This is a genomic window from Streptomyces sp. NPDC000134 (genome assembly GCF_042899225.1).
GTDB lineage: Bacteria > Actinomycetota > Actinomycetes > Streptomycetales > Streptomycetaceae > Streptomyces.
On record NZ_JBIAZN010000008.1, the window covers coordinates 137966 to 150003 of the forward strand.

General features: G+C 72.8%; 13 protein-coding genes. 6 read left to right on the forward strand and 7 right to left on the reverse strand.

Features of this window, described 5'->3' with window-relative positions:
• Positions 1–5: 5 nt before the first annotated feature.
• Genes ACFY32_RS14110 through ACFY32_RS14125 form a run of 4 tightly spaced genes read left to right on the forward strand, consistent with a single transcriptional unit; the run spans position 6 to position 4088 of the window.
• The gene (locus tag ACFY32_RS14110) at positions 6–755 is read left to right on the forward strand and encodes a LytTR family DNA-binding domain-containing protein (RefSeq protein WP_359197439.1); all 750 of its coding nucleotides are present in this window, start codon (positions 6–8) and stop codon (positions 753–755) included.
• A 2-nt stretch (positions 756–757) separates the two neighbouring features.
• Positions 758–1162, forward strand: coding sequence for a hypothetical protein (locus tag ACFY32_RS14115; RefSeq protein WP_359197436.1), 405 nt, complete (start codon positions 758–760; stop codon positions 1160–1162).
• Positions 1163–1167: 5 nt separating this feature from the next.
• Positions 1168–2886, forward strand: a complete 1719-nt coding sequence (locus ACFY32_RS14120; protein WP_390674320.1) for a cation acetate symporter — start codon at positions 1168–1170, stop codon at positions 2884–2886.
• A complete protein-coding gene (locus ACFY32_RS14125) occupies positions 2883–4088 on the forward strand; it encodes a sensor histidine kinase (protein WP_390674321.1) in 1206 nt (401 codons plus the stop codon). Before ACFY32_RS14120 ends, ACFY32_RS14125 begins: the two co-directional genes overlap by 4 nt.
• Positions 4089–4091: 3 nt before the next feature.
• On the opposite strand, the gene ACFY32_RS14130 is transcribed toward ACFY32_RS14125, so the two are convergent.
• The 5 genes from ACFY32_RS14130 to ACFY32_RS14150 all read right to left on the reverse strand — a co-directional run bounded on the left by ACFY32_RS14130 (position 4092) and on the right by ACFY32_RS14150 (position 8608).
• Positions 4092–4262: a hypothetical protein gene (locus tag ACFY32_RS14130; RefSeq protein WP_359197429.1), complete on the reverse strand. Its 171-nt coding sequence runs from the start codon at positions 4260–4262 to the stop codon at positions 4092–4094.
• Between the two features lie 88 nt (positions 4263–4350).
• Complete coding sequence (locus ACFY32_RS14135) at positions 4351–5301, reverse strand: cytochrome c oxidase assembly protein (protein ID WP_390674322.1); 951 nt, start codon at positions 5299–5301, stop codon at positions 4351–4353.
• A 120-nt stretch (positions 5302–5421) separates the two neighbouring features.
• On the reverse strand, positions 5422–6447 hold the full coding sequence (locus ACFY32_RS14140; RefSeq protein WP_359197424.1) for a 6-phosphofructokinase: 1026 nt from the start codon (positions 6445–6447) through the stop codon (positions 5422–5424).
• 167 nt (positions 6448–6614) lie between these two features.
• Positions 6615–7343, reverse strand: coding sequence for a glutamine amidotransferase (locus ACFY32_RS14145; protein WP_359197421.1), 729 nt, complete (start codon positions 7341–7343; stop codon positions 6615–6617).
• 26 nt (positions 7344–7369) lie between these two features.
• On the reverse strand, positions 7370–8608 hold the full coding sequence (locus ACFY32_RS14150) for a MurT ligase domain-containing protein (RefSeq protein ID WP_190207932.1): 1239 nt from the start codon (positions 8606–8608) through the stop codon (positions 7370–7372).
• 157 nt (positions 8609–8765) lie between these two features.
• Here ACFY32_RS14150 and def point away from each other — a divergent pair, with 157 nt between their 5' ends.
• Positions 8766–9308 (forward strand): peptide deformylase, encoded by a 543-nt coding sequence (def, locus tag ACFY32_RS14155; RefSeq protein ID WP_359197417.1) that lies wholly within the window; start codon positions 8766–8768, stop codon positions 9306–9308.
• 64 nt (positions 9309–9372) lie between these two features.
• Here def and ACFY32_RS14160 read toward each other — a convergent pair whose 3' ends face one another.
• Entirely contained in the window at positions 9373–10020 is a 648-nt protein-coding gene (locus tag ACFY32_RS14160) for a TetR family transcriptional regulator (protein ID WP_359197415.1), read from the reverse strand.
• A 159-nt stretch (positions 10021–10179) separates the two neighbouring features.
• Between ACFY32_RS14160 and ACFY32_RS14165 the strand changes: the two genes are divergently transcribed.
• Positions 10180–11433 carry an acyl-CoA dehydrogenase family protein gene (locus ACFY32_RS14165; RefSeq protein WP_359197412.1) on the forward strand — a complete coding sequence of 418 codons (1254 nt, stop codon included), beginning with the start codon at positions 10180–10182 and terminating at the stop codon, positions 11431–11433.
• A gap of 81 nt (positions 11434–11514) precedes the next feature.
• Here the strand turns inward: ACFY32_RS14165 and ACFY32_RS14170 are convergent, their stop codons facing one another.
• Positions 11515–12036, reverse strand: a complete 522-nt coding sequence (locus ACFY32_RS14170; RefSeq protein WP_359197409.1) for a cupin domain-containing protein — start codon at positions 12034–12036, stop codon at positions 11515–11517.
• Positions 12037–12038 lie beyond the last annotated feature (2 nt).

The window sequence follows — 12038 nt, forward strand, 5'->3', positions numbered from 1 at the left end:
CGTCCATGCTGCGCGCCCTGGCCGTCGACGACGAACGCCCCTCGCTGGAAGAACTCGTGTACCTGCTCAACGCCGACCCGCGGGTCGGCAGCGCGGAGGGCGCGGGCGACGCCACCGAGGCGCTGCGCCGCATCAACCGCGCCCTGGAGTCCGGCCCCGACGGCCCCGACGCCATCGACGTGGTCTTCCTCGACATCCAGATGCCCGGCCTGGACGGCCTGGACCTGGCCCGGCTGCTCACCGGGTTCGCCCGGCCGCCGCTGGTCGTCTTCGTCACCGCCCACGAGGACTTCGCCGTCCAGGCGTTCGACCTCAAGGCCGTCGACTACGTCCTCAAACCCGTCCGCCGCGAACGCCTGGCCGAAGCCGTCCGCCGCGCCGCCGAACTCCGCGGCACCCCGCCCCGCATCCCCGTCCACGAACCCGACCCCGACCACATCCCCGTCGAACTCGGCGGCGTCACCCGCTTCGTCGCGGTCGACGACATCACCCACGTCGAGGCCCGGGGCGACTACGCCCGGCTGCACACCGGCCAGGGCAGCCACCTGGTCCGCATCCCGCTGTCCACCCTGGAGGACCGCTGGCGCTCCCGCGGCTTCGTCCGCATCCACCGCCGCCACCTCGTCGCCCTGCGCCACATCGGCGAACTCCGCCTGGACGCCGGCACCGTCAGCGTCCTGGTCGGCGCCGAGGAACTCCAGGTCAGCCGCCGCCACGCGCGGGAGCTGCGGGACCTGCTGATGAGGAGGACCTGACGGTGCCGAACGACCCCGCCGACCGCCGCGTCACCGTCACCGGCCCGCCCCGCCGCGCCCACCGCGCCCTCCCGCACGCCCGGCTCCGCTCGCGCGGGCGCCACCCCCAAGCCTTCGGCGCCTACCGGCCGCGCACCGAGATCGACGAGCAGACCACCCTCGGCCACACCTACGTCCGCTCCCTGATGCGCAGCCAACTGCGCGCCGCCCTCGCCGTGTTCGCCGTGCTGGTGCTGCTGGTCGGCCCGCTGCCGCTGCTGTTCGCCGCGCTGCCCGGCGCCCGCCGCCTGGAGTGGGCCGTCCTCGGCTTCGCCCTGTACGCCCCGCTCGTCCTGCTCGCCCGCTGGTACGTCCGCCGCGCCGAGCGCAACGAACGCGACCTCGTCCGGCTCGTGGAGGACCGCTAGCCGCCGTGAACTCCAGCTACGCCGTCCCCGCCGTCGCCCTCGTCGTCGTCGCGACCGTCCTCGTCGGCGCCTTCGGCCTGCGCGTCTCCCGGACCACCTCCGACTTCTACGTCGCCTCCCGCACCGTCGGCCCCCGCCTGAACGCCGCCGCCATCAGCGGGGAGTACCTCTCCGCCGCGTCCTTCCTCGGCATCGCCGGCCTGGTACTGGTCCAGGGCCCCGACATGCTCTGGTACCCGGTCGGCTACACCGCCGGGTACCTGCTGCTCCTGCTGTTCGTCGCCGCCCCGCTGCGCCGCTCCGGCGCCTACACGCTGCCCGACTTCGCCGAGGCCCGGCTCGCCTCCCAGGCGGTCCGCCGGCTCGCGGGCGCCTTCGTGGTCGGCGTCGGCTGGCTGTACCTGCTGCCCCAGCTCCAGGGCGCCGGACTGACGCTGACCGTGCTGACCGGGGCGCCCGACTGGCTCGGCGGGGTGATCGTCGCCCTGGTGGTCACCGCCATCGTCGCCGCCGGCGGCATGCGCAGCATCACCTTCGTCCAGGCGTTCCAGTACTGGCTGAAACTCACCGCCCTGCTGGTCCCCGTCCTCTTCCTGATCCTCGCCTGGCAGGCCGACGGCGCCCCGGCCCGCGCCTTCGAGGAACCCGCCGCCTTCCGCGAGCAGCACACCGTCCGGGTCGCGGACGCCCTCGCCCTGAAGCTGGACCGGCCGCTGACCGTCACGGTCGACGGCACCGTGGACGGCCGCCCGCACGACGGCACCCGGCTCCTTCTCCCCGCCGGCCCCCACCGCATCGACGCGGGCACCCGCCTCACCTTCGCCCCCGGCACCCCCGTACCGACGTCCGCCGGACCCGGCGCCGACGACGCGCTCTCCCCGTCCCGCGCCGAGAGCCGCACCGAACGCCCCCTGTACGCCACGTACGGACTGATCCTCGCCACCTTCCTCGGCACCATGGGCCTGCCGCACGTCGTGGTCCGCTTCTACACCAGCCCGCACGGCGTCGCCGCCCGCCGCACCACCGTCGCCGTCCTCGGCCTGATCGGCGCCTTCTACCTGCTGCCGCCCGTCTACGGTGCCCTCGGCCGCCTCTACGCCCCCGAACTCACCCTCACCGGCGACGCGGACGCCGCCGTCCTGCTGCTGCCGGACCGGATGATCGGGGGAGTGGGCGGCGACCTGCTCGGCGCCCTCGTCGCGGGCGGCGCCTTCGCCGCGTTCCTGTCCACCGCCTCCGGCCTGACCATGGCCGTCGCGGGCGTCCTCACCCAGGACGTGCTGCCCACCCGGGGCGTGCGGCACTTCCGGCTCGGCACCCTGCTCGCCATGGCCGTACCGCTGGCCGCGAGCGTCCTGGTCGGCGGGCTGCCCGTCGCCGACGCGGTCGGCCTCGCCTTCGCGGTGTCGGCGTCCTCGTTCTGCCCGCTGCTGGTCCTCGGCATCTGGTGGCGGCGGCTGACCCCGCCGGGCGCGGCGGCCGGGATGCTGATCGGCGGCGGCTCCGCGCTGCTCGCGGTGGCGGCGACCATGGCGGGCCTCCCGGGCGGCGGGGGAGCGCCGCACGCCCTGCTGGCCTGGCCCGCGCTCTGGTCGGTGCCGCTGGGCTTCCTCACCATGGTGCTGGTCTCCCTGGCCACCCCGGGCCGGGTGCCGGCCGGCACGGCGGCGATCCTCGCCCGCTTCCACCTCCCCGAGGACCTGCGCACGGAGGCGACGGTATGAGCGGTTTCCTGGCCGGGCTGTGCGTCGCGGTGCTGCCGCTGCTGGCGGCGGGCTTCTGGCTGGGCCGGCGCACGGCCCGCCCCGAGAGCCTCGGCGGGCTCGGCACCCCCGTCGAGCACGCCACCTTCCAGACCCTGCACACCGCCTCCCTCGCCGCGCCGCCGCTGCGGGCCGGGCTGACCGAGGAGACCGCCCGCAAGTCCGCCCGCAAGCTGCGCTCCCTGCTCGGCACGGACGCGCTCTGTCTGACCGGCACCAAGGAGGTCCTGGTCTGGGACGGCGTCGGCGCCCACCACCGCACCGAGATCATGGAACGGCTCGCCGGGCCGCTGGAGACCGGCCGGGGCGAGGCGTTCCGGCTCACCTGCGACACCCCGGACTGCTCGGTGCGCTGGGCGGTGGTCGCCCCGCTCACCGTCGACGACCGGGTGCACGGCGCGCTGGTGGCCTGCGCGCCCCGCGAGTCCGCCGTGCTGGTCCGGGCCGCCGGGGAGGTCGCCCGCTGGGTCTCCGTCCAGTTGGAACTCGCCGACCTCGACCAGTCCCGCACCCGCCTGATCGAGGCCGAGATCAAGGCGCTCAGGGCCCAGATATCCCCGCACTTCATCTTCAACTCGCTGGCGGTGATCGCCTCGTTCGTCCGCACCGACCCCGAACGCGCCCGCGAGCTGCTCCTGGAGTTCGCCGACTTCACCCGCTACTCGTTCCGCCGGCACGGCGACTTCACCACCCTCGCCGACGAACTGCACGCCATCGACCACTACCTGGCGCTGGTCCGGGCCCGCTTCGGCGACCGGCTGGCCGTCACCCTCCAGATCGCCCCCGAGGTGCTGCCGGTCACCCTGCCCTTCCTGTGCCTTCAGCCCCTGGTCGAGAACGCCGTCAAGCACGGACTGGAGGGCAAGTCGGACAAGTGCCACATCCAGATCACCGCGCAGGACGCGGGCGCCGAGGCCCTCGTCGTCATCGAGGACGACGGCGCCGGCATGGACCCCGCCCTGCTCCGCCGCATCCTGGCCCGCGAGGTCAGCCCGTCGGGGGGCATCGGCCTGTCCAACGTCGACGACCGGCTGCGCCAGGTGTACGGGGACGAGCACGCCCTGGTCATCGAGACGGCCGTCGGCGCGGGCATGAAGATCACCGTCCGGCTTCCGAAGTACCAGCCGGGCGTCCACCCGGCGGCGCGGCCGGCCCGCGCCTGACCGTCAGGCGCTGCGGGTGGCGATCATGCCCAGCGTGAGCAGCCCCAGCACGACCCAGCCGAACCACAGCCAGCCGTTGCTGCCGAGCGCCACCGTGTAGGCCGTCACCGCCACCAGGCCCCCGATGGTGAGCGCCCCCATCGTCTTCGTGGAACTGTCCGTGGAACCGGGCATCGCGACACCCTCCTCGTGGTCCGTTCACCCTCCATGGTGCCCCGGTTCCGTCCGGGCAGGGCGGGGACGACGAGATGTGTGGCGGATTTCAGTTGCCGCGGGTGCTCAGGGAGGCGAGGTAGGCGTTGTACGCCTCCAGCTCCTTGTCGCCGTCCCGGTCGGCGGCCCGGTCCTTGCGCCTGGCGTGCCGCTGGTCCGAGGCGTACCACTGGAACAGCAGGGCGAGCAGTACCAGCACGGAGGGGACCTCGCTGAACGCCCAGGCGATCCCGCCGGCCGCGTTCTGGTCGGAGAGCGCGTCGATGCCCAGCGACGCCGGGGGGTTCTCGAACGTGGAGACCATCGGCGTGGACGCCATCATCAGCGCGATGCCGAAGAACGCGTGGAACGGCATGCCCGCGAACAGCTCCAGCATCCGCATGAGGTACCCCGGGCGGTGCGGGCCCGGGTCGACGCCCATGATCGGCCAGAAGAAGACCAGGCCGACGGCGAGGAAGTGCACCATCATCGCGATGTGCCCCACCCTGGAGCCCATCAGGAAGTCGAACAGCGGGGTGAAGTACAGCGCGTACAGGCTGGCGATGAACAGCGGGATGGTGAAGACGGGGTGGGTGACCACCTTCATGTACCGGCTGTGCAGCAGCATCAGCAGCAGCTCACGCGGCCCCTTGCTGCCCCGGGCGGCCGGCGGCAGCGCGCGCAGTGCCAGCGTGACCGGGGCCCCGAGCAGGATGAGGATCGGCGAGACCATGCTGATCATCATGTGCTGCACCATGTGCACGCTGAACATGACCATGCCGTAGTCGTTGAGCCGGGTGCACATCATCAGGGCGATGCTGAGCACGCCGACCAGGAAGGCGACGGTCCGCCCGACCGGCCAGGCGTCCCCGCGCCGCACCAGTCGCGCGACCCCCCACCCGTACAGCGCGAGCCCCAGCAAGCACGCCACGAGGAAGAACGGATCGGCCGACCACCCGAGCCCCCGCCCCAGCGTGAACGGCGGCAGATCCGTCATCATGCCGTGCCCGCTGTGATCCATCGCCGGCTCCCATTTCGTGCTGATTGACGCTGTCTGTCCGCCCCCAGACTAGAACCGCCCCCGGCGGCCGAAGTCACCGGGGGCGCGGCAGGTCGCGGCGAACCGCATCCGGACCGCGGGCTAGAGCACGCAGTCCGCTTCCGCGTACCGCTCCTGCGGCACCGTCTTCAGCGTCTCCACCGCCTCCGCCAGCGACACCATCACGATGTCCGTCCCGCGCAGCGCGGTCATCATCCCGAACTCCCCGCGGTGCGCGGCCTCCACCGCGTGCCACCCGAACCGCGTCGCCAGCACCCGGTCGTACGCGGTGGGCGTCCCCCCGCGCTGCACGTGCCCGAGGATCACCGGCCGCGCCTCCTTGCCGAGCCGCTGCTCCAGTTCGAGGGAGAGCTGCCGGGCTATCCCGGCGAACCGCTCGTGCCCGTAGGCGTCCTTGCCGCCCTCGTCGAACGACATCGTCCCCGGCTTGGGCTTGGCCCCCTCCGCCGCGACCACGATCGCGAACCGCTTGCCCGCGGAGAAACGCTCACCGACCTTCGCGGCGAGTTCCGCTATGTCGAAGGGCCGCTCGGGTACGACGATGGCGTGGGCGCCGGCCGCCATGCCGGAGTGCAGCGCGATCCAGCCGGTGTGCCGGCCCATGACCTCGACGATCAGCACCCGCTGGTGCGACTCGGCGGTGGTCTTCAGCCGGTCCAGCGCCTCCGTGGCGACCGTCACGGCCGTGTCGAAGCCGAAGGTGACGTCGGTGACCGCTATGTCGTTGTCGATGGTCTTCGGCACGCCCACGATCGGCAGGCCGGCGTCGGAGAGCAGCCGGGCCGCCTTGAGGGTGCCCTCGCCGCCGATCGGGATGATCGCGTCGAGGCCCAGCTCCGCGACATGGCCGCGGGCCCGCTCCACACCGTCGCGCAAGTGCTCGGGACGGACCCGGGAGGAGCCGAGGATGGTGCCGCCGCGGGCCAGGATGCCGCTGACCGCGTCGAGGTCGAGCTTGAGATGGTCGCCCTCCAGAAGGCCCTTCCAGCCGTCCCGGAAACCGATGACCTCGTCGCCGTGGTCGACGACGGCACGGTGCACGACGGACCGGATGACGGCGTTCAGGCCGGGGCAGTCGCCGCCGGACGTGAGGACACCAATGCGCATAGCCCGATTTACCTTCTCGAAGTGGGCGCGGGGACCGGACCGCGCTGTCCGGCTCGATCCCCGCCACCCTAGCGGCACCAGGGGGCGGGGCCGCACCAGGCGTCCGCCTGCTGGACGTGCCCGCTCACCTGTGCGTACGGCCCATCAGACGGGTCCGCGCTCGTGGTCTAGGCGGGCTGCTGGGCCGCCGCGATGCGCTCGTCGCGCAGCGCCTCGTACCAGCGGTCGTCGGTCGGCGGCAGCGCGTTCACGTCCAGGGCCAGCTTCAGCAGCAGGTCCGCGATCAGCGGGTTCCGGGCGAGCACCGGCCCGTGCATGTACGTACCGAAGACCGTGTCGTTGTACGCGCCCTCGGTGCCGTCCCCGGTGCCGTTGCCGTTGCCGAAGCGGACCTGGGCGAGGGGGCGGGCGGTCGGGCCGAGGTGGGTGACGCCCTGGTGGTTCTCGAAGCCGGTCAGCGGGGGCAGGCCCAGGCGGGGGTCGACGTCGCCGAGGACGTCGCCGACGCACCGGGCGCCCTCGCCGCGCACCGAGACCACGTCGAGCAGGCCGAGACCGGGCTCGCGCTGGCCGAGGTCGTTGACGAACTCGTGGCCGAGGATCTGGTAGCCGGCGCAGACCGAGAAGACGATCGCGCCGTTCTCCACCGCCCGGTACAGCCCGCCGTCGCGGCGCAGCCGCTCGGCCGCGAGCCGCTGCGGGCGGTCCTCGCCGCCGCCGATCAGGTAGATGTCGCCGGAGGTCGGGATCGGCTGGTCGCTGCGCACGTCGAGCCGGGCCACGTCCAGGCCGCGCTGGCGGGCGCGGCGCTCGACGACGAGGACGTTGCCCTGGTCGCCGTAGGTGCTGAGCAGGTCCGGGTAGATCCAGACGACCCGCAGTTGGTTGTCGCTCACTTCAAGTCCCCTACAGGTCCGTTGGTTCAGTTGCCGACGCGGCGGCGCAGGTCCTGGAACGCGGTGTAGTTGGCGATGACCTCGATCCGGCCCGGGGGGCACGCCTGGACGGCCTGGTCGAGGTTCTCGCACACCTGGAACTGCTGGTCGGCGACCTCCAGGCGGACCGCGAGGTCCAGCTTGCGGTCACCGATGACGCAGATCGGGTGGCCGGTCAGCCGGGTGTAGTCCACGTCCCACAGCCAGGAGGTGTCGGTGCCGTCCGCGCCGCGTGCGTTCACCGAGAGGATCACCGGGGTCGGCGGCGGGTCGATCAGGGAGAACGTCTCCAGCCAGCCCGCGGGGTTCTTCGCCAGCAGCAGGCGCAGGTCCCGGCCCTGGAACTGGACCACGTCGTAGCGTCCGGCGACCGCCTGCACCTGGTACATGCGCTCCAGGGCGACCTGCGGCGGCACCCCGAAGACGGCGGCGACGGCGGCCGAGGAGGCGGCGTTGGCCTTGTTGGCGCGGCCCGGCAACTGGAGATGGATCGGCCAGGGCGAGCCGTGCGGGTCGAGGACGTGGTCGCCGGAGAGCGCCCAGCTCGGCGTGGGCCGGCGGAAGCCGCACTCGCCGCAGAACCAGTCGTCGCCGGGGCGCTGCATCACGCCGCCGCAGGACGGGCAGGACCAGGCGTCGTCCTTCCACATCTGCCCGGCGGCGACCCAGATCACGTTGGGGGAGGAGGAGGCGGCCCACACCACCAGCGGGTCGTCGGCGTTGGCGACGATCACGGCCTTGGAGCCGGCCAGGCCCTCCCGCCAGTTCTCGGCGAGCATCCGGGTCTCGGCGGCGCGGTCCAACTGGTCCCGGGAGAGGTTGAGCAGCGCGATGCACTTGGGGTCGGTGGCCTGGGCGACGCCGACGAGGTACTTCTCGTCGACCTCGATCACGCCGTACCGGGCGTCCGTGCCGCCGGCGAGGGCGGAGGTGATGCCGGCCGGCATGTTGGCGCCGAGCGCGTTGGACACGACCGGGCCGGCCGCCTTCAGCGCCTCGGCGATGAGCCGGGTGGTGGTGGTCTTGCCGTTGGTCGCCGAGACGAGGGTCACGTCCAGGTGCTGGGCGAGCCGGGCCAGGAGGTCGGGGTCGAGTTTCAGCGCTACCCGGCCGCCGATCACCGAACCGCTGCCGCGTCCGGCGGCGCGGGACGCAGCCGCGACCGCCTTGCCCGCGGTCACCGCCAGCTTGGCCCGCGGCGTGAGCGGGTCCGAGGTGCCTGCCATCAGTTCTCGATCCTCCTTGCGTACGCGCCGCGCCTGAAGCCTGTGAGGCCTGACGGCCACGCGGTGTGGACCTCAGCCTATCGAGATCCATTCGCACTCCCGAATCGTGCCCGGCCGCGCGGTGGCCGGGGCCCGGCGGGACCGTACCCTTGCGCCCATGCGACACGGCCCGATCCCGGGCGCCCGCGGGCGCGTCCGGCCCCTGACCCTGCTCGGTGACACGGTACTGCGCGAGCCGTGCCGCGAGGTGACCCGCTTCGGCCCCGAACTGGCCGCCCTCGTGGAGGACTTGTTCGCCACCATGTACGCCGCCCGGGGCGTGGGCCTGGCCGCCAACCAGGTCGGCGAGTCCGCGCGGGTCTTCGTGTACGACTGCCCGGACGACGAGGACGTGCGCCACCTCGGCCACGTGGTCAATCCGAGGCTGGTGGAGACCGGCGGGGTGGTGGTGCGCGGACCGGAGGGCTGTCTGTCGCTGCCGGGCCTGGAGGCCGGCACCGAGCGGCACGACCACGCGGTGATCGAGGGTTTCACGGTGACCGGGGAGCCGGTCACCGTGCGCGGCAGCGGCTTCTTCGCCCGCTGCCTCCAGCACGAGTACGACCACCTTCAGGGCCGCCTGTACGCCGACCGCCTCACCGGCTGGCGCAAGCGCCGCCTGGAACGGCGGGCCGCCAGGGCGTCCTGGAGCCGGGGCTAGGGGGCATCGGCGGGACTTGCCGGTGCCGGACCCCGCGTCTGCGGGGTGATCCGAACGACAGGCCCTAGAACCCGGGGCCGCCGCTGAGGTCGGCGGCCGCGGCCAGGCGGCCCCAGAGCAGGTCGGCCAGGCTGCTGACCAACTCCTTGCGGGAGCACGGGCGTTCGCCGAGCCACCAGTCGCCGGCGGCGTGCATCATGCCGACGATGCCGTGGCCCCAGACCCGGGCCTGGCGCTGGCCGTCCGGTCCGAGGTCGAGGCGCTCCTCGATGACCTGGGCCAGCTCCTCGCCCATGCGGCGCAGCAGGGGAGCGGAGTGCTTGCCGACGTCGAAGCCCTGGTCGCCCTGGGCGGCGCCGCCCTCCGCCGGATGCATCAGGAAGCGGTAGACCTGGGGGCGGGCCTCTATGGCCGCGAGGTAGGTGTCCAGGGTGGCCTCGACGCGCGCCCGCCGCTCCGCCGGGGCGTCCAGCGCGGCCCGCAGCGAGGCGAGCAGCGCGTCCGTGTGCCGCTGGGCGAGCGCGGCGTACAGTCCGCCCTTGTCGCCGAAGTGCCGGTAGAGGATCGGCTTGGTGATCCCGGCCTCGGCCGCGATCGCGTTCATCGAGGCGTGCGGGCCGTCGCGCAGCACCACCCGGTCGGCGGCCTCCAGCAGCTCCCGCCGTCGGCGGTCGGCCGACCGCTGCTGATCGGTCCGCTGCGTGGTGTCCATGTGCTCTCCCCACCCGTGCTGATTCGGTGACGCCTGCGCAAACTAACACCCATGACACCGCGCACCTCGAACGGGTTGCTGGGAGTTGACTTTTCCTACCAGCGGGTAACAGACTGAGTGTTACCGCAAGTAACACGCATGTGCGCCGCTGGAGGGGACATGGCCGAGTTCACCATGGAGCTGAACGACGAGCAGAAGGAGGTCCGGGACTGGCTCCATGGCTTCGCCGCCGACGTGATCCGTCCCGCCGCCGCCGAGTGGGACGAGCGCGAGGAGACCCCCTGGCCGGTCATCCAGGAGGCCGCCAAGGTCGGCATCTACTCCCTGGACTTCTACGCCCAGCAGTACTTCGACGCCACCGGCCTCGGCATCCCCATGACCATGGAGGAGCTGTTCTGGGGCGACGCGGGCATCGCCCTGTCCATCGTCGGCACCGGCCTCGCCGCCGTCGGCGTCCTCGCCAACGGCACCGAGGAGCAGATCGGCACCTGGATTCCCCAGATGTACGGCGACGCCAACGACGTCAAGGTCGCCGCCTTCTGCTCCTCCGAGCCCGACGCCGGCTCCGACGTCGCCTCCATGCGCACCCGGGCCGTGTACGACGAGGCCAAGGACGAGTGGGTGATCAACGGCACGAAGACCTGGGCGACCAACGGCGGCATCGCCAACGTCCACGTCGTCGTCGCCGTCGTCGACCCCGAGCTGGGCTCCAAGGGGCACGCCTCCTTCATCGTGCCGCCCGGCACCAAGGGGCTCGCGCAGGGCCAGAAGTTCAAGAAGCACGGCATCCGCGCCTCGCACACCGCCGAGGTCGTCCTCGACGACGTGCGCGTCCCCGGCTCCTGCCTGCTCGGCGGCAAGGAGAAGCTCGACGCGCGGCTCGCGCGGGCCCGGGAGAAGGCCAGGCAGGGCGGGGTGGGGGTCCCCCCGGCCGAAGGCTGGGGGAGGGTCAAGAACGCGGCGATGGCCACGTTCGAGGCGTCCCGGCCGGCCGTCGGCGCGATGGCGGTCGGCACGGCACGGGCCGCCTACGAGGTCGCGCTGGAGTACGCGCAGACCCGGCGGCAGTTCGGCCGGCCGATCATCGACAACCAGGGGGTCGCCTTCCAGCTCGCGGACATGCGGACCTCCATCGACGCGGCGCGGCTGCTGGTGTGGCGGGCGTCCTGGATGGCGATCAACGGCAGGCCGTTCACCGCGGCCGAGGGGTCGATGTCCAAGCTGTTCGCGAGCGAGACGGCGAAGAAGGTGACCGCCCAGGCGATCCAGATCCTGGGCGGCAACGGGTACACGCGGGAGTATCCGGTGGAGCGGATGCACCGGGACAGCGCGATCTACACGATCTTCGAGGGCACGAGCGAGATCCAGCGGCTCGTCATCGCCCGGACGCTCTCCGGAATGCCCATCCGGTAGTTCCCCGGGTGCGGGCGGAGTGCGGCCCGCCGCGCCCACGCGGCGAGTCGCACATCGCTACGGCGCCGCGCCCCGGGGGCGTCACCGGTGCCTCAGCGGGGTCAGTTGCTCGATGTCGTACTTGGCCCGCAGCGCCTCGATCGCCTCGTGGTCCGGGGGGCCGCCGTCCTGGAGGATCTCCAGGAGTTCCTCGAAGTAGCGTTCGTGGTCCGGGGGCGGGGACGCCTGGAAGAACATCTTCGCCGGGGTGTCCGTCGGGTTCGCGAACGCGTGCGGGCAGCCGGGCGGGACGACGATGACCGTGCCCGGGGTGGCGCGGACCACGCGGTTGCCCGACCCCGACTCCCAGCGCTGCCAGGTGTCGGGGGTGCGGACGCGGGGCTCGAAGGCGAGGACGTCGAGTTCGCCTTCGAGCACGTAGAAGAGTTCCTCGCTGCGGGTGTGCACATGGGCGCCGACGTCGAAGCCCGGCGGCACGATCACCTCGAAGGTGGACGCCATACGCGAATGCGAACCCGTCACCTTGAAGGTCACGTGCTGGGCCGGGGCCTCGACGACCCGGCCGTGCCCCGGCGGCACCAGCAGTCCCTCGGTCGCGGTCATCG